The sequence below is a fragment of the Microbacterium hydrocarbonoxydans genome (genome assembly GCF_900105205.1).
Lineage (GTDB): Bacteria > Actinomycetota > Actinomycetes > Actinomycetales > Microbacteriaceae > Microbacterium > Microbacterium hydrocarbonoxydans.
Window position 1 is genome coordinate 1,266,029 of the sequence record NZ_FNSQ01000005.1, and the last position, 17,570, is coordinate 1,283,598.

Sequence of the window (17,570 nt, forward strand, 5' to 3'; positions counted from 1 at the left end):
ACATGTCGACAGTGACCGCCGAGACGCTCGCCGCACCGGAGCGTCGTGACGAGACCGTCGCTCGCAGTGCGTGGCCCGCGCTGCGAGTGATCGGCGCGACTGTCGTCACGGCGGTCACCGTCTTCCTCCTCGCCACGTTCGCGACCTTCGCACTCGGGGCGGCGAGCGGCTCGAACCCCGCAGCCGTCGCCCTCGGCGAGGTCGCCACGCAGGCCGACGTCGACCGGCTGAACCACCAGTTCGGACTCGACCGCCCGTTCGTCGTGCGCTACATCGATTGGATCTCCGGCGCTGTCACGGGCGACCTCGGCACGTCGTGGTTCACCACGATCCCGGTCGCCGACAGCATCGCCCAGGCCTTCCCGGTGAGCCTGTCGATCGCGGCAGGGGCGACGCTGTTCGCCCTGGTCTTCGGTTTCGCGGGCGGCGTGCTCGCGGCGGTGACCCGCGGCGGCACGGTCGATCGGGTCGTGACCGCCGTCAGCACGATCGCCGCCACCGTCCCCGCCTTCGTCGCGGCGATCGGCCTGATCCTGCTCTTCTCCTATGCGATCCCGCTCTTCCCGGTCGCCGGCTACACGCCGCCGGAGCAGAATCTCGGTGCATGGCTGGTGTGCCTCGTGCTGCCCTCGGTCGCGCTCAGCCTGGATGCCGGTGCCGACATCGCGAGGCAGCTGCGGACGTCGCTCGTCGGCACCCTGGGGGAGAACTTCATCACCGGAGCGAGGGTGCACGGGCTCGGCCCCGCGCGTATCGTGTTCCGGCATGCGCTGCCCATCGCGTCGGGTCCCGCGCTCTCGGCCCTCGGCGTGCATGCCCCACGTCTGGTCGGCGGAGCGGTGATCACCGAGGTGATCTTCGGGATGCCTGGGCTCGGACAGCTCGCCAACCGCGCCGCGCTGCAGGGCGACGTGCCCGTGGTGCAGGGCGTACTGCTCGTGACCATCGCGATGATCGTGATCGTCGGAGCCGTCCTCAACATCGTGATCTCCCGCACCGGCGGGACGGAGAGGAGCGCCGCATGAGCGTCATCGCACCCTCGGCCGCCGTGCGACTGTGGCGCGCGGGCTGGAGCGTCCGGCTCGCGCTGCTCGTCCTGCTCGGAGTGGCGCTGCTCGCCGTCGCCGGCCCCGCGCTCGCTCCGCAGGACCCGCTCGCGCAGAACGCGTCGGCCGCCCTGCAGGAGCCGAGCCTCGCCCACCTCCTCGGCACCGACTACCTCGGCAGGGACGTGCTCTCGAGGCTGTTCGCGGGGGCGCCGGCCTCGCTCGTCAGCGCCGTCGCCGCCGCGCTGATCGGACTGGTGCTCGGTGCGGTCCCCGGAGCCCTCAGCGCCTTCGTGCCGCGGTTCGCCGAGTGGTTCTCGCTGCGCATCGTCGATGCGCTCCTCGCGCTGCCCTTCATCCTGTTCGCGATCGTGTTCGCCGCACTGCTGGGCAACGGGCTCATCCAGGCGACGCTCGCGATCGGCATCCTGGTGGCGCCGGGGTTCTTCCGCATCGCCCGCGCCGCCACCCTGAGGGTGCGCGACTCGCAGTACATCGACGCGGCCGGCTACCTCGGGGCATCCGCGTGGTGGATCCTGCGGCGGCACGTGCGGCGCCAGGTCGCGCCCAACCTCGTGGTGGCCTCCGTCTCGGCCCTCGGCGGCGCGCTCCTCGCGGTCGCCTCGCTCACGTTCCTCGGCATCGGAGTGCAGCCTCCGGCGCCGACCTGGGGAGGGATGCTGTCGAGCGATCTCGGTTATCTCGGACAGCGGCCCTGGGGTCCGCTCGCTCCGGCCCTCGCGATCATCGTCACGGTCGGTGCCCTCAACGTGGTCGCGGACGCGGCCAGGGACGTGCTCGGGGCGGCAGTCGTCGTGCCGGCGAAGCGGAAGGCGGTCGCGCATGTCTGACACCCGGTCGATCATCGAGGCGCCAGGCGCCCTGCCGCAGACGGCGGTCGTGCACGACAGGCCGCTGCTGCCCTCCTTCGACGAGGCCTCCCTCGCGCGCCCGGCCACGGCCGCGGTCACCGATCTCGTGATCGCCGCCGCCGACGGCACCGAGCTCGTGCACGGCGTCTCGGCGTCGGTCCGCCCAGGAGAGGCGCTGGGCATCGTCGGCGAGTCGGGAAGCGGCAAGACCCTCACCTGCCGCGCGCTGCTGGGGATCCTCCCCGCGGGCCTCGAGGTCACCGGCGGAACCGTCGAGGTCGACGGGGTCGACCTCACGGATGCGGATGAGCGCGCCTGGCGGCGAGTGCGCGGCACGCACATCGGCGCGGTCTTCCAGGACCCGGCCTCGTACCTCAATCCCGCCATCCCGGTCGGGGCGCAGCTGGAGGAGACCCTGCGGGTGACCGCCGGGCTTCCGCGTCGTCAGGCCAGGCAGCGAGCGCGTGAGCTGCTCGACGACCTCGGCATCCGCCGGGTCGACCTGGTGCTGCGGCAGCGGGTCGCGCAGCTGTCAGGGGGGATGCTCCAGCGCGTCCTCATCGCGATGGCGCTCGCGGCCGACCCCGCCGTGCTGATCGCGGACGAGGCGACGACGGCGCTCGACGTCACGGTGCAGGCGGAGCTGCTCGAACTGCTCAGCAGACTGCGCAGGGAACGAGATCTCGCGCTCATCCTGGTCTCGCACGACCTGGCCGTCGTCGCCCAGGTGTGCGAGCGCGTGCAGGTCTTCCGCGACGGGCGCGTGGTGGAGGCGGGGGCGACGACCCGCGTCCTGCGCGCTCCCGCCCATGCGTACACGCGGGAGCTGCTCAGCGCGCACGCCGCCTATGGACTCGAGAGGTTCCTCGCATGACCGCGCCCATCCTCGAACTCGACGACCTGTCGGTCGACTACGGGCGCGTGCGCGTGCTCGATCGCCTCTCACTGACGATCCGCCCCGGCGAGGTCGTCGGGGTGGTCGGCGAATCCGGGTCGGGCAAGACGACGCTCGCGAAGGCCGTGCTCCGTGCGGTCGAGGTCGCAGCCGGCTCGCGCCTCGTCGTGGACGGCCGCGATGTCACGCGCCTGCGCGGTCGGGGGCTGCGGGCGTGGCGGCGCGGCGGCGCCGTGCAGTACGTGTTCCAGGATCCGCTGCGGTCTCTGGACCCGGGAATCCGCGTCGCCGACTCGATCGTCGAGGGGCTCCGCATCGCCGGCGTCCCCGCGGCCGATGCCGCGCGGCGTCGCAGCGCGGCCCTCGAGGCCGTCGGCCTCGACGAGGAGCTGATCGCGCGTCTGCCGGCCGGTCTCTCCGGCGGGCAGCGACAGCGTGCGGCGATCGCCCGCGCACTGGTGGTCGAGCCCCGGCTGCTGCTGCTAGACGAGCCGGTCAGCGCTCTCGACGCCGCGAGCCGTGATCGGGTCGTGCAGGCGCTGATCGCACTGCGCGATGCACGCGGGGCCGACCTCGCCATGCTCGTGATCTCGCACGACATCGGCTCGCTCGCCGCTATGAGCGACCGACTCATCGTGCTCGATCACGGCCGCATCGTCGAAGACGGCCCTACCCGCCGGGTGATCTCGCGCCCGGAGCATCCGTATACCGGACTGCTCATCGATTCCGTCCCCCTCATCCATGCGCCACGGGCGAACCGCCCGTCGCCCGTCCCCGTCAGGAGCTGACGCCATGCCCATCGAATTGCTCGGAATGATCGCCACGACCGCAGGATCCGAGGCGAGAGCCGTCGACGGCCCCATCGTCGACGCGGGGTACGTGCGCGAGTTCTCCCGCGCGCACGAGGAGGCCGGTTTCGACCGCGTCCTGATCGGCTACAGCGCGAGCTCGCCGGACGGATTCGCGGTCGCCGCTGCGGCGCTGCACTCGACCGAGCGGCTGAAGGTGCTCATCGCGCACCGGCCGGGATTCGTCGCACCGACAGTCGTCGCCCGCAAGCTCGCCACCCTCGATCACCTCACCGGTGGAGGCAGGGTCGCGATCCACCACATCAGCGGAGGCAGCGAGGCCGATCAGCGCAGGGACGGCGACTTCAGCGACAAGTCCGACCGCTATCGGCGCACCGGCGAGTTCATCGAGGTGCTCCGACGAACTCTCACCTCGGACGAGCCGTTCGACTATCACGGCGACTTCTACCGGGTCGAGGGTGCGTTCTCGGCGGTGAAGCCCGCGACGGATGCGGGGATCCCGGTGTTCTTCGGCGGCCTGTCCGAGGGTGCAGTGGAGGTGGGAGCCCGCGGTGCCGACGTGTACATGCTCTTCGGCGAGCCGCTCGCCGACGTCGCGGAGAACATCCGCACGATCCGGGCCGCGGCGGCGAAGGCGGGCCGCACGGTGGAGTTCAGCCTGTCGACCCGGCCGATCATCGGGGCCACCGAAGCCGAGGCCTGGGAGAAGGCCGAGCGCATCTACGCCGAGACGGAGGCCGTGCTCGCCGGCCGTGCGTCGGGTGACACTCTGTCGTTCGCCCGACCGGCGGAGCGCGAGCAGGCTCCGGTGTCGGCCGACAGGCTGCAGCAGGCGGCCCGGCGCGGCGACGTGCACGACGAGCGGCTCTGGCTCGGGATCACCCGCCTCACCGGGCCCTCCGGCAACTCGACCGCGCCGGTCGGAACACCCGCTCAGGTGGCCGAGGCGCTGCTGAAGTACTACGACCTGGGCGTGACGCGCTTCCTCATCCGCGGGTTCGACCCGCTCGGCGATGTGCGCGACTGGGGCGCCGAGCTCGTGCCGGCGCTCCGCGAGGGAGCCCGACTCCGCGATGAGGCCCGACTCCGCGATGAAGCCCGACTCCGCGATGAAGCCGGCGCCGTGCTGAACGAGGAACGCGTGGCCTGACCCGTTACGGGACGAGGATGATCTTGCCCGAGGCGTCTCCGGACTCCACGAGCTCGTGGGCGCGCACCGCCTCGGTGAGGGGCAGCTCCGGTCCGAGCTCGATCGTGAAGTCGCCTGACGCCAGCAGCTGGACGGTCGCGGCCAGAGCCTCGGCCCGCCAGACGAGCTCCTTCTCGGTGAGAGGCTCCGGCGAGCCGCCCGAGAACGCGCGGATGCCGAACGAGGCGGCATCGGGCCCGCGGACGATGGTGGCGATTCGGTCGCGGTCGGCGACGAGTTCGAGGGAGGTCTGGATGGCCTCGTCGGTGCCGGCGCAGTCCAGCGCGACGGTGACGCCGTCGGGGGCCGCCTCGCGCACACGGTCGAGGAGACCGTCGCCGTAGGCCACGGGCGTCGCGCCCAGCTCACGCAGCTGGTCGTGGCGGGCCGGGCTCGCGGTGGCGATCACAGACGCACCCCACGCGACCGCGAACTGCACGGCGGCCTGGCCGACGGAGCCCGATCCGCCGTGCACCAGCAGCACGTCGCCCTCGGTGAGACCGAGGGAGCGCAGGGCCTGGTACGCGGTTCCGGCGGGGATGCCGATGCCGGCGCCCTCGGAAGCTGTGACCGAGTCGGGCAGCGCGACGAGCTTCTCGACCGGCACCGACAGCAGACTCGAGTAGGTGCCGACCGTGTCGCGGATGGCCACCCGGTCGCCGACCGCGAACTGCGTGACGCCTTCCGCGAGCGACTCGATCACGCCCGCGCCGTCGAAGCCCACGCCGCGCGGCTCGGTGATCGGCGGGGAGGGGCGCTTCGCTGCACGCAGCTTGGCGTCGATCGGATTCACCCCCGCCGCCTCGATGCGCACCACCGCTTCGCCGCTCAGGGCGATCGGATCGGGCGTCTCGATCAGATGCAGGACGTCAGGGGAACCGAACTCTGTGTAGACGATCGCGCGAGCCATGGATTCAGGCTACCCCCGCGAACCCAGCACCTTCATGATCCGCTGCGGCGAGACCGGCTGCGCGGTGCCCAGACGCTGCGCGAACACGCTGACCCGGTACTCCTCGAGCAGCCAGCGCGTCTCGACGAGGGCGGCGGAGGCGTCGGGAGCGAGGGGGATGGTGCCGCCCGCCTCCTCGAACGCCTTCGCCATCCGCTCGAACTCGCTCATGCGCGTGCGATCCTTGCCCGGCTCGTTGCCGAGCACCTTCAGTCGATCCAGCATCGCCTCGAGATATCGAGGGAAGTGCGCGAGACGGTCGACACCCGCCGCCGACACGAAGCCGGGGTGCAGGAGCCCTGAGAGCTGCGTGCGGATGTCGTTCAGCGGCCCGAGCAGTGCGAGCGAGTTCTGCGACTTGATGCCGCGCTCCACGGCCCTGGACTGGGTGAGGATGCGGGCGACCAGCGACACGCAGGCGAACAGCTGGTCCACGAGCGCCGCCGACACGGCATCCCGCACCCGAGCGAACTCGGCCTCGGTGCGCACGATGCCACCGGCGACCGTGCGATCGATGAGGTTCTGCACCACCGCGGCGCGGCAGTCCTCGATCAGCGCGGCGGCCGACTGATAGGGGGAGGCGGCGAGCGCCAGCTTCTCCTGGCTCGTCAGGTGCTCCTGCACGTACGACGACGGTGACGGCACGCCGAGCAGCACGAGGCGACGCACGCCGGCACGCGTGGCGACGAGGGCGGCGTCCGCTGTGGCCTCGACGCGCACTGAGGCGGTCTTGCCCTGATCGACGATCGCCGGGTACCCGCGCACCACACCGCCGGCCACGCGGGTGTCGAGCACCTCGGGCAGGTCTCCGAAGGTCCAGGCGGTGAGGCCGTCGCGTTCGATCGAGGTTGCGACAGCTGCGGGCTGCGGTCCCTTCGAGGGGCCGGGGCGGCGGGGCGGGGCGGCGATCGACCGGGCGACGCTGCTGCGGGCACGGTCGGCGAGGTCGGCCTGCAGCGCGCTGAGGTCGCGGTTCGATCCCGCGACCCTCCCGCGCTCGTCCACGGCGCGGAAGTTCATCCGCAGGTGCGCGGGCACCCGCTCGTCCTCGAAGTCCGAGGCGGAGACGAGCTGGTTCGCGAGCGGCTGGATGAGGCGGGCGAGCGCCTCTTTGAGGGTGCGGGCGGGGAGGCCGCCGTGCGACTCCGGTCCTTCTCCCGCGAGCTCTGCCCCGAACCTGTCCGCCCAGTCGGCGGCCGGCACCACGTGCCGCCGGATCGCCTTGGGCAGCGCGCGCAGCAGCCCGGTGACGAGCTCGGCGCGGAGGCCGGGCACCTGCCAGTCGAAGCCCCTGTCCTCGATCTGGACGAGCAGCGGGAGCGGAATCACGACGCTGACCCCGTCGTCCGCGGCACCCGGCTCGAAGCGGTAGGCGAGTCCGAGCACCTGGTCGCCCTGCGTCCAGCGCGTCGGGAACTCGCTCTGGTCCGCCCTGCCCTCGTCGTCGAGCAGGTCGGCCTCGCGCATCACGAGCAGTTTCGGGGTGGCGGCCAGAGCCTCGCGCCACCACTTCTCGAACGAGCGCACGTCGAAGACGTCCGACGGGATCCGCTCGTCGTAGAACCGGAACACGGCCTCGTCGCCCGCGAGGATGTCGCGACGACGCTCGCGCTCCTCGAGCTTCTCGAGGCGCTTGCGCAGTTCGGCGTTGCTGCGCCAGAACGCGCTGACCCGCTTGTCGATGCGCGTCGGATCCCACTCGCCCTCCACGAGCGCGTGCCGCACGAACATCTCGCGGGATGCGGCCCTGTCGATGCGGGCGAACTGGACGCGTCGGCGCGGGATGATCTCCACCCCGAACAGCGTCACCTTCTCGTAGGCGACGGCGGCGCCGGCATCCTTCGACCAGTGCGGCTCGGTGACCTGGCGCTTGGCGAGGTCACCGGCGAGCGCCTCGGCCCAGGCCGGATCGATCGCAGCGACCGTGCGGGCGTAGGTGCGGGAGGTCTCCACGATCTCGGCGGCCATCACGGCCTGCGGGGCCTTCTTGCGCAGCGCCGAGCCAGGGAAGATCGAGAAGCGGATGCCGCGGGCTCCCCGGTACTCGGCCATCCTCCGCTTCTTGGGATCGAGTCCCTTGCCGGTGTTCCGCTCGTCGAGGATGCCGATCTGCGACAGGAGGCCGGCCAGCAGTGCGCGGTGGATCGCGTCGGGATCGGCCGTACCCGAGCGGGAGGAGTCCTTGTCCTTCACGAGGGACCGCAGCTGACGGTGGACGTCGAACCACTCCCGCACCCGCACGTAGTTCAGGTGCTCCGACCGGCAGAGGCGGCGGAACGCGCTGGATCCGAGCTCGCGCTGCTGCTCCCTGAGGTGGTTCCACAGGTTGAGGATCGAGAGGAAGTCGCTCGTCGGGTCGGCGAAGCGCGCGTGCATCCGGTCGGCCTCGTCGCGCACGCTCTGCGGCGCCTCCTGCGACGGTCGCTCGCGCACGTCCTGGATCGACATGCCGGCCACGATCGCGAGCACGTCTCGGGTGACATCGGTGCCGCCGGGGCGCCCGGCCTCGATCAGCATGCGGGCGAAGCGAGGGTCGATCGGGATGCGCGAGATGTCGCGACCGATGCGGGTCAGGCGCGGGGTGTCCCCGCTGCCGGTGACGGCGCCGAGCTCGGTGAGCAGGTCGACCGCGGCCTTGACGCCCCGGGAGTCCGGAGGGGTGAGGAAGGGGAAGGCGGTGATGTCGCCGAAGCCGAGCGACAGCATCTGCAGGATGACGGAGGCGAGCGAGGTGCGCAGGATCTCTGGCTCGGTGAACTCCGGGCGGCTGTCGAAGTCCTCCTCGCTGTACAGGCGTATCGCGATGCCGTCGCTGGTGCGCCCCGCGCGACCCGAGCGCTGGTTCGCCGAGGCCTGCGAGATCGCCTCGATCGGCAGTCGCTGCACCTTGGAGCGGTTGCTGTAGCGCGAGACGCGCGCGGTGCCGGTGTCGATCACGTAGCGGATGCCGGGAACGGTGAGGCTGGTCTCGGCGACGTTGGTGGCCAGCACGACCCGCCGCCGTACCCCGGCGACGCGGCTCTTCTCGAACACGCGGTGCTGCTCCGCGGCCGACAGGCGGCCGTACAGCGGCAGCACCTCGGTGGGGGAGCGGTCCTTCGAGTACGCGCCGCGCACGGCATCCGCGGCGTCCCTGATCTCGGCCTCACCGGGAAGGAACACGAGCACGTCGCCCGGGTCCTCGCGGTCGAGTTCGCGGAGGGCCGCGACGATCGCGGTGACCTCGTCGGACTCCTCCGTCTCCTCCGTCTGCGCCCGGTAGCGGATCTCGACGGGGAAGGTGCGGCCGGACACCTCGATGACCGGCGCCGGCACGCCCTCCGCCGTCGCGAAGTGGCGGGCGAAGCTCTCGGGATCGATCGTCGCCGAGGTGATGATGACCTTGAGGTCGGGGCGCTCGGGCAGTATGCGCACGAGGTAGCCGAGCAGGAAGTCGACGTTGAGGGAGCGCTCGTGCGCCTCGTCGATGATGATCGTGTCGTACCGCCGCAGCAGCCGGTCGCGGTGGATCTCGTTCAGCAGGATGCCGTCGGTCATCAGCGCGATGCGCGTGTCGTCCGACACCTTGTCGGTGAAGCGCACCTTGTAGCCGACGACGCCGCCGAGCTCGACCTGCAGCTCCTCCGCGACGCGCTCCGCGATCGTCCGCGCGGCGAGACGTCGCGGCTGCGTGTGCGCGATGCGCTCACGTTTGAGGTCGAGGCAGATCTTCGGCAGCTGCGTCGTCTTGCCCGAACCCGTGGCGCCGGCGACGATGACGACCTGGTGGTCGCGGATGGCGTCGGCGATCTCGTCCCTGGCAGCGCTGACGGGCAGCTCGGGAGGATAGAAGATCACGGGGGAGGACATAGAACTCCCATCGTACGATTCATCCGTGAGCACTGTGTCGAAGGTTCCTCCCGCATCGCGGTGGCTGCACGAGTTCGGGCGCGCGCCCCGCATCCTCGGTCTCGATGTCGCCAGGGGGCTCGCGATCCTCGGCATGGCCGGCGCGCACATCGGGGAGACGGTGGCGTTCGACCCGCTCGACCTGTCCACCTGGACCGACCTCGTGCACGGTCGCTCCTCGATCCTGTTCGCCGTGCTCGCCGGGGTCTCGATCGCGCTCATGACGGGGCGCAGCTCCCTGCCCGACCCCGAGCGGATGCCGAGCCTCCGCCTGCAGCTGGTGGGACGAGGAGCCGTGATCTTCGTGATCGGGCTGGCGCTCGAGATGCTGAACACCCCGATCGCGGTGATCCTGACCCTGTACGGCCTGCTCTACGTCGCCGTCATCCCGTTCCTGCGGTGGCAGCCGTGGAAGCTGCTGATCGCAGCCGGCGTCCTCGCCCTCGCGGGGCCCGTCGTGCTTGCGCTCCTGGCGGTGCTCACGCTCAATCCGTACGGCGCGGGAGTGAGCCTGGTGCTCTACGGCTCGTACCCCATCACGGCCTGGCTCGCCTTCGTCTTCGCGGGCATGGCACTGGGACGACTGCGGGTGGAACGCCTCGAGACGGCGGCGATCACCTTCGGGGCGGGGGTCGGTCTCATGATCGTCGGCTACGGGCTCGGTCTGATCGGCGCGGTATCCGGCATCTTCAGCGCCATCGACTCGTCGTCCTTCGAGGCCGGTTCGGGATCGGCCTCCGGATGGGAGACCTATCCGCAGGCGGTCGTCGCCGCGGATCCGGGCGGCGCCGTGCTCCGCGCGATCTTCGGCGTGGATCCGCATTCCGGGGGCACGGCCGAGATCCTCGGCTCCGGCGGATTCGCGCTCGCGGTGATCGCGCTGTGCATCCTGGCGAGCGGACCGCTGCGCATCGTGCTGCTGCCGCTCGGGGCCCTCGGGTCCATGCCGCTGTCGGCATACAGTGCGCACGTGCTCTCCGTCGCCCTCGTCGGCGGGCCGGGAGGCTTCTTCTCCAGCAACGCGTTCTGGGCGGCGACGGCGATCTGTCTGCTCCTGGTCACCACCCTCTGGTCGATCCTGTGGGGGCGTGGCCCCCTGGAACGACTTGTGGGGAAGGCCGCTGCAGCCATGGCGGCGGTGCCCTCCGGCCAGCCTGTCATCACAGGTCGTAGGGTGGAGTCATGACGATTCCTGCACTCGAACTGAACGACGGCCACTCCATCCCGCAGCTCGGCTACGGGGTGTTCAAGGTGCCGGCCGACGAGACCGAGCGCGCCGTGAGCGAGGCGCTCGAGATCGGCTACCGCCACATCGACACGGCCGCCATCTACGGCAACGAAGAGGGCGTCGGCGCGGCGATCGCCGCCTCCGGCATCCCGCGTGACGAGCTGTTCGTCACGACCAAGCTCTGGAACGACCGTCACCACGGCGACGAGCCGCGCGCGGCGATCGGCGAGAGCCTCGACAAGCTCGGACTCGACGCTGTCGACCTCTACCTCGTGCACTGGCCGACCCCCGCGAAGGACGACTACGTGCACGCCTTCGCGAAGCTCATCGAGCTGCGCGATGCCGGTCTCACCCGCAGTATCGGCGTCTCGAACTTCCTGGTGCCGCACCTCGAGCGCGTCGTGAACGAGACCGGGGTGACGCCGGCCGTCAACCAGATCGAGCTGCACCCCGCCTACCAGCAGCGCGACGTCGTCGACTGGGCGACCGCGCACGGAATCCGAATCGAGTCGTGGGGCCCGCTCGGCCAGGGCAAGTACGACCTGTTCGGCACGCCGGCGGTCGCCGAGGCAGCCCAGGCCCACGGGGTCACCCCGGCCCAGGCCGTGCTGCGCTGGCACCTGCAGCGAGGCTTCATCGTGTTCCCGAAGTCGGTGCGCGCGGAGCGTCTGCGCGAGAACCTCGACGTGTTCGGGTTCGAGCTGACCGACGCCGAGGTCGCCGCGATCGATGCACTCGACCCCCAGGACGGCACCGGTCGGGTCGGATCGCACCCGGACGACGTGAACTGAGGCGTTCCGTTTCGACAGATGACGCCCCGTGTCGCACTTCGCGACACGGGGCGTCGTCGTGAGTAGCGTCGACCGCATGACAGCTCCCTACCGCGTCGTCGCCGTGTCCGGCTCGCTGCACGAACCCAGCAAGACCACGGCCCTGGTCCGTGCGATCGCCGGTGCCGTGGCCGAACGCGCCGAGGTCGAGATCGAGGTCATCGAGCTCACCGACATCGGGCCGTCGCTGGCCGGCGCCCTGCGCCGCGACCAGCTGCCGGCGCGAGTCGAGGAGAAGCTCGTCGCGATCGAGAGCGCCGATCTGCTGATCGTCGGCAGTCCCGTCTACCGCGCATCCTTCACCGGGCTCTTCAAGCACCTGTTCGACTTCGTCGGCCAGTACGAGCTCGTCGGCAAGCCGGTGCTGCTGGCGGCGACCGGGGGCGGGGAGCGGCACGCGCTCATCATCGAGCACCAGCTGCGGCCGCTCTTCTCGTTCTTCCAGGCGCTGACGCTGCCGCTCGGCGTGTACGCCAGCGACACCGACTTCGACGGCTACGTCATCGCCTCCGACGTGCTGCACGCCCGCATCTCGCTCGCGGCCGAGCGCGCTCTGCCGCTGGTCGGCTACACGGCCTCACGCCCTGCCGAGCAGCTGCTCGTCTCCTGACTTTCGCGCCTCGTCCCTGGCCCCGCTGCCCTGGCCCCGACGCGGGGGAGCGGCGTAGCGTTGTCATATGACGAACCGGCTCGCCGACACGCTCAGCCCGTATCTCCGGGCGCACGCCGACAACCCGGTCGACTGGTACCCGTGGGGTCCGGACGCCTTCGCGGAGGCGCAGCGCCGTGACGTGCCGCTGCTGATCTCGATCGGCTACTCGACCTGTCACTGGTGCCACGTCATGGCCAGGGAATCGTTCGCCGATCCCGAGACGGCGGCGCTGATCAACCGGGACTTCGTGGCGGTCAAGGTCGACAGGGAGGAGCATCCCGACGTCGACGGCGCCTACATGGCGGCGGCCTCGGCCTTCACGCAGAACCTCGGCTGGCCGCTCACCGTGTTCACCACGCCGCGGGGGCGGACGTTCTACGCCGGCACGTACTGGCCGCCGCAGGCGCGACCCCCGATGCCCGCGTTCCGTGACGTGCTCGCGGCGGTGAACGAGGCGTGGACGGTGCGCCGCGCGCAGGCCGAGGAGTCGGCGGATGCCGTCACAGACGCACTCGCGCGGGCCGCGGCCTCGACGCCGTCCGATCTGCCGGACGCCGGGGCGATCGCCGCTGCCGCTCTGTCGATCGCCGCGCGGGAGGACACGCAGTATGGCGGATTCGGGGGCGCCCCGAAGTTCCCCGTCGCGACCACCCTGGGGTTCCTGCAGTCCCCGCTGGTGCGCCGGGAGGCGCCGGATGCCGCGGCCGCTGCCGCACGGGCGCTCGCCGCGATGGCCGGGTCCGAGCTCCGCGATGCCGATGGCGGGTTCTTCCGCTACGCCACGCAGCGGGATTGGAGCGTGCCGCACTACGAGCGGATGCTGACCGACAACGCGCAGCTGCTCGCCGTCGCGCTCGACGCAGGGGATGAGCAGACCGTGCGCGGCATCGCCTCCTTCCTGCTCGACGTGCTCCGCCGCGAGGGCGGGGGATTCGGCGCCGCGCAGGATTCGGAGTCGTGGATCGAGGGCGAGCGCAGCGAGGGCGGGTACTACCGGCGCCCCGTCGCCGAGCGCGGCGGACTCGAACCGCCGGCGGTGGACGGCAAGGTGATCACGGGGTGGAACGGCCTCGCTGTCGGAGCGCTCGCCAGGGCCGGCGCGGCACTGGACGAGCCCGCCTGGATCGATGCCGCCGCTGCCGCGGCCGAGCACGTGCTGCAGGTCAACACCGACGAGCGCGGCGCTCTGGTGCGGGCGTCGCTCGACGGGGTCGCCTCGGCTGCCGTCGCGACCACCGCGGACATCGCTCTTCTGGCCGAGGGGCTGCTCGAGCTCGCGCTGGCCACGCGGGATTCCCGGTGGGCCGTCCGCGGCCGCGAGCTCTTGGACGCGGCTCTGGCCGGAGTGGACTCCGATCCGCTGCTGACCGCGCACGGCATCGCCGCGGCCCCTGACCAGACCGACGGCGACCTGCCTTCGGGTGCCGCGGCCGTTGCCTCTGCCGCGCTGACGGCCTGGCGCCTCGGCGCTGGCGAGAGGTATCTCGATGCCGCCGCGGACGGGGTGCGCGCGCACGCGACGCAGGCCGTCGGTCAGCCGTTCGCGCACGGGAGCCTGCTGCGGGTCGCGGCGGGGCTGGCCGATCCGCCGCGGCAGATCGTGGTCGTGACGGAGCGTCCGTCCGGGCCACTCGCCGCCGCAGCCAGGGCGAGCGACGCCGACGTGGTCGCGGTCGTCACTCCCGCACAGGCCCGGTTGTTCGCCGACGCGGGCTTCGAGCTGTTCGAGGGCAAGGGCGATGCGGCGACGCCGGACGGCGGCCTCGCCTACGACTGCCGCTCCTTCGTGTGCCGTCTGCCCGTCGAGGATCCGGCCCTGCTGTCGACGGAGCGCTGACTCAGCCCGCGTTGCGCGGGTGCCGGCGTGCGGTGCGCTCGTTCCCCCGCCGATAGTCGCCGGTGAGTCTCGCCATCAGCAGCTGCGGGTCCGAGCGCGCGACCTGGTCGAGGAACTCGCTCGCGCGTGCGCCGCGGAGCACCGTCGCGGTGATCCCGTGGTGACGGATCACCACGTCGTCGCCGCGCACCGCGAACTCGAATCCGGAGGGGGCGCCCATGCGCCGATCCTAGCCTTCACGGCCCCCGCGATCAGTGTGCAGTCTGCTCAGCCCTGAAGGCAATCCACCCGACGGACTGCGCGCGTTGCGCACCGGATGCTGCACCGATTGCCCAACCGCCGGCATCCGTTCTAGTGTTGCGCGACGGCAGGCCGCCCGGCCGCCACCGCATCTCAGCAAGGACGCTCAGACGATGACCCTTCCCTCCCGCCCGGGGCTCGAGGCCGTGCCCGCCTACCGCCAGGGCCGCTCGGCACCAGCCGGTGCCTCCAAGCTCTCCTCCAACGAGTCGCCGCATCCGCCCCTGCCGTCGGTCGTCGAGGCCGTGCAGCAGCGTCTCGCCACGATGCACCGCTATCCCGACATGAGCGCCGCCGCCCTGCGGGGCCGCCTTGCCGAGCGCTACGGCGTGGACCCGGCCGCGGTCACCGTGGGCGCAGGGTCGGTGGAGCTCGCCGCCCAGCTGATCCATGCGGCCGCCGGCCCGGGTGACGAGGTGATGTTCGCGTGGCGGTCGTTCGAGGCCTACCCCTCCCTCGTGCGCATCGCCGGCGCGATCCCGGTGGCGGTGCCGCTGGATGAGCACCACACGCACGATCTGGATGCCATGCTCGCCGCGATCACGCCGCGCACCCGGTTGATCTTCGTCTGCAATCCCAACAACCCGACGGGCACCGTCGTGACGGCGGAGGCTCTCGAGGCGTTCGTGGCCGCCGTGCCGCATGACGTGCTCGTCGTGATCGACGAGGCGTACGTGCACTTCGACCGCACCGGCTCGTTCGGCGCCGGTGTCGAGCTGTTCCGGCGGCATCCGCATGTCGCCGTGCTGCACACGTTCTCCAAGGCGTACGGACTCGCGGGGCTCCGCGTCGGGTACGCGCTCGCGCCGACCGAGGTCGCCGAGAACCAGCGCAAGGTCGCGGTGCCCTTCGGGGTGACCGACCTCGCGCAGGCGGCGGCCGTCGCGTCGCTCGACGCCGAGGACGAGCTGGCCACGCGCATCGACGAGGTGGTCGCGCAGCGCGAGCGTCTGCACGGGCTGCTCACCGAAGCAGGATGGCCGGCCGTCCCCTCCCAGGCGAACTTCGTCTGGGTCCCGGCGGGCGAGCGCACGGGCGCCCTCGACGCCTCCCTCCACGACGGTGGGGTGATCGCCAGGGCCTTCCCCGATGAGGGGATCCGGATCTCATCCGGTTCAATGGAGGACATCGACCGGGTGCAGTCCGCGCTCCAGATCCCGTCCGCACTGCAGGAGGCGCGCGCATGACCGAGGTTCCCACCACCACGACCACCACGAAGGGGCTGCACCCCGGCCTCACCCGTCGACAGATCTCGATGATGGGTCTGGGCGGCGCGATCGGCGCCGGGCTCTTCGTCGGATCCGGCCAGGCGATCAGCATCGCCGGACCCGCCGTGCTCATCTCGTACCTGGTCGCCGGTGGCATCGTGGTGCTGATCATGGCGATGCTCGCCGAGATGGTCGCCGCCCGTCCCAGCTCCGGCGCGTTCAGCTCGTACGCGCAGAAGGCGATGGGGCGCAGCGCCGGCAGCGCGGTCGGCTGGCTCTACTGGATCCAGCTCGTCGTCGTCATCGCGGCCGAGGCGACGGGAGCGGGCGGCATCATCTCCGCCTGGATCCCGGGGATCCCCGCCTGGGTGTGGGTGCTCATCTTCGTCGTCGCCCTCACTGCGGTGAACCTCTTCGGGGTGCGCAACTACGGACGGTTCGAGTTCTGGTTCGCGGCCATCAAGGTCGCCGCGATCATCGTCTTCCTCGTGGTCGGGGTCTGCGCCATCCTCGGACTCATCCCTGCGGTGCCCGCGTCCGGCGTCGGCAACCTGGTCGACCACGGCGGGTTCGCCCCGAACGGCCTCACCGGCATCGCCGCAGCGCTCCTCATCGTCGTGTTCGCGTTCGGCGGCACCGAGGTCGTCGCGATCGCGGCCGCGGAGTCCGACGACCCCTCGCGCAACATCCGCCGCATCGTGCGCGAGGTGCTCGTGCGCATCCTGATCTTCTACGTCGGCTCGATCTTCGTGATCGTCTCGGTGCTGCCGTGGAACGACCCTGCCGTCAAGGACGGGCCGTTCTCCGCCGTGCTCGACACGCTCCAGCTGCCCGGTGTCGGCCTCGTGATGGACCTCATCGTCGTGATCGCGCTGCTCTCGGCGATGAACGCGAACATCTACGGGGCATCCCGCATGGCCTACTCGCTCGGCGAGCGCGGCCTCGCACCCCTCGCGGCGACGCGCACGACGGCGAAGGGCGTACCGGTGGTCGCCGTCCTCGCCTCGGTCTCGTTCGGCTTCATCACCGTCGGGCTGAACTGGGCGTTCCCTGACGTGGTCCTGCCCGCACTGCTGAACGTCGTCGGGTCGACGCTGATCGTGATCTGGACCGCCACCGCGGTGTCGCAGATCATCCTGCGTCGCCGCGCCGACCGCGCAGGAGACGAGATGCCGATGCGGATGTGGGGCTTCCCCTGGCTCAGCTGGCTGTGCCTGGCGCTGCTCCTCGGGGTCGTCGCCCTCACCATGATCGACCCGGCCGCCCGGGTCCAGCTGCTGCTCACGATCGGACTGACCGCCGTGCTGCTGGTCGTCGCGCGGTTGACGCGCGACGTCTCCCGTCCCGGCGTCGCGCGGGATCGCTCCGGAGCGACCAGGGACTGAGCATGCGCATCGACCGGCTGGATGCCGAGCTCATCCGACTCCTCACCGAATCGCCGCAGCTGCCGATCCTCGAGTGCGCACGTCGACTGGGGATCGCCAGGGGCACGGCGACGAGCAGGCTCGCCCGGCTCCACGAGGGCGGGGTGATCGAGGCGATCGTGCCCCGCGTCGACCCTGCGGGGTTCGGCTACGGCGTCGTGGCGTTCTGTCTCGTCGAGATCGACCAGAAGGTCGGTCACGACGAGGTCGCCACGGCGCTGGCGGATGCGGTGCCCGAGATCGTCGACATGCACACCGTGACCGGGGCGAGCGACATGCAGCTGCGTCTCGTGGCGCGCGATGCGACCCAGCTGCAGGAGGTGCTCGACCGGGTCGCCCTGGTGCCGGGCGTCGCACGCACGGCCTCGTCGATCGCGATGCGCACCCACCTGTCGGGTCGGGTGCTGCCGCTCGTCGAGCATGTCGCGGGAGACGCGGACTGA

General features: G+C 71.4%; 15 protein-coding genes. 12 read left to right on the top strand and 3 right to left on the bottom strand.

Annotated elements, in window-relative coordinates; genetic code table 11:
• Positions 1-2: 2 nt before the first annotated feature.
• Genes BLW44_RS17725 through BLW44_RS06470 form a run of 5 tightly spaced genes read left to right on the top strand, consistent with a single transcriptional unit; the run spans position 3 to position 4,772 of the window.
• Positions 3-1,025 carry an ABC transporter permease gene (locus BLW44_RS17725; protein ID WP_139305244.1) on the top strand — a complete coding sequence of 341 codons (1,023 nt, stop codon included), beginning with the start codon at positions 3-5 and terminating at the stop codon, positions 1,023-1,025.
• Entirely contained in the window at positions 1,022-1,897 is an 876-nt protein-coding gene (locus BLW44_RS06455; protein ID WP_060926896.1) for an ABC transporter permease, read from the top strand. The genes BLW44_RS17725 and BLW44_RS06455 overlap by 4 nt, the downstream gene beginning before the upstream one ends.
• Positions 1,890-2,792 carry an ATP-binding cassette domain-containing protein gene (locus BLW44_RS06460; protein WP_082724524.1) on the top strand — a complete coding sequence of 301 codons (903 nt, stop codon included), beginning with the start codon at positions 1,890-1,892 and terminating at the stop codon, positions 2,790-2,792. The genes BLW44_RS06455 and BLW44_RS06460 overlap by 8 nt, the downstream gene beginning before the upstream one ends.
• Positions 2,789-3,601: an ABC transporter ATP-binding protein gene (locus BLW44_RS06465; protein WP_074731646.1), complete on the top strand. Its 813-nt coding sequence runs from the start codon at positions 2,789-2,791 to the stop codon at positions 3,599-3,601. The genes BLW44_RS06460 and BLW44_RS06465 overlap by 4 nt, the downstream gene beginning before the upstream one ends.
• A gap of 4 nt (positions 3,602-3,605) precedes the next feature.
• Entirely contained in the window at positions 3,606-4,772 is a 1,167-nt protein-coding gene (locus BLW44_RS06470; RefSeq protein ID WP_060928535.1) for an LLM class flavin-dependent oxidoreductase, read from the top strand.
• Between the two features lie 4 nt (positions 4,773-4,776).
• On the opposite strand, the gene BLW44_RS06475 is transcribed toward BLW44_RS06470, so the two are convergent.
• Together BLW44_RS06475 and hrpA are read right to left on the bottom strand one after the other, a co-directional pair.
• Entirely contained in the window at positions 4,777-5,721 is a 945-nt protein-coding gene (locus tag BLW44_RS06475; protein ID WP_060928536.1) for a quinone oxidoreductase family protein, read from the bottom strand.
• Positions 5,722-5,730: 9 nt separating this feature from the next.
• Positions 5,731-9,609 carry an ATP-dependent RNA helicase HrpA gene (gene hrpA / locus BLW44_RS06480; protein WP_074731648.1) on the bottom strand — a complete coding sequence of 1,293 codons (3,879 nt, stop codon included), beginning with the start codon at positions 9,607-9,609 and terminating at the stop codon, positions 5,731-5,733.
• 25 nt (positions 9,610-9,634) lie between these two features.
• On the opposite strand from hrpA, the gene BLW44_RS06485 reads away from it, so the two are divergent.
• The 4 genes from BLW44_RS06485 (at position 9,635) to BLW44_RS06500 (ending at position 14,195) form a co-directional block, all read left to right on the top strand.
• Positions 9,635-10,834 (top strand): heparan-alpha-glucosaminide N-acetyltransferase domain-containing protein, encoded by a 1,200-nt coding sequence (locus tag BLW44_RS06485; protein WP_245647480.1) that lies wholly within the window; start codon positions 9,635-9,637, stop codon positions 10,832-10,834.
• On the top strand, positions 10,831-11,667 hold the full coding sequence (locus tag BLW44_RS06490) for an aldo/keto reductase (RefSeq protein WP_060928539.1): 837 nt from the start codon (positions 10,831-10,833) through the stop codon (positions 11,665-11,667). Before BLW44_RS06485 ends, BLW44_RS06490 begins: the two co-directional genes overlap by 4 nt.
• A 76-nt stretch (positions 11,668-11,743) precedes the next feature.
• Positions 11,744-12,316 carry an FMN reductase gene (gene msuE / locus BLW44_RS06495; protein WP_060928547.1) on the top strand — a complete coding sequence of 191 codons (573 nt, stop codon included), beginning with the start codon at positions 11,744-11,746 and terminating at the stop codon, positions 12,314-12,316.
• Positions 12,317-12,383: 67 nt separating this feature from the next.
• Positions 12,384-14,195, top strand: a complete 1,812-nt coding sequence (locus BLW44_RS06500) for a thioredoxin domain-containing protein (protein WP_060928540.1) — start codon at positions 12,384-12,386, stop codon at positions 14,193-14,195.
• 1 nt (position 14,196) lies between these two features.
• Here BLW44_RS06500 and BLW44_RS06505 read toward each other — a convergent pair whose 3' ends face one another.
• A complete protein-coding gene (locus BLW44_RS06505) occupies positions 14,197-14,415 on the bottom strand; it encodes a hypothetical protein (RefSeq protein WP_060928541.1) in 219 nt (72 codons plus the stop codon).
• A gap of 193 nt (positions 14,416-14,608) precedes the next feature.
• Between BLW44_RS06505 and hisC the strand changes: the two genes are divergently transcribed.
• From hisC to BLW44_RS06520, 3 genes are read left to right on the top strand one after another with little or no spacing between them, the layout of a single operon-like run.
• Positions 14,609-15,682, top strand: coding sequence for a histidinol-phosphate transaminase (gene hisC / locus BLW44_RS06510; RefSeq protein WP_060928542.1), 1,074 nt, complete (start codon positions 14,609-14,611; stop codon positions 15,680-15,682).
• Positions 15,679-17,088, top strand: coding sequence for an amino acid permease (locus BLW44_RS06515; RefSeq protein WP_060928543.1), 1,410 nt, complete (start codon positions 15,679-15,681; stop codon positions 17,086-17,088). The genes hisC and BLW44_RS06515 overlap by 4 nt, the downstream gene beginning before the upstream one ends.
• 2 nt (positions 17,089-17,090) lie before the next feature.
• Positions 17,091-17,570 carry an Lrp/AsnC family transcriptional regulator gene (locus BLW44_RS06520; protein ID WP_060928544.1) on the top strand — a complete coding sequence of 160 codons (480 nt, stop codon included), beginning with the start codon at positions 17,091-17,093 and terminating at the stop codon, positions 17,568-17,570.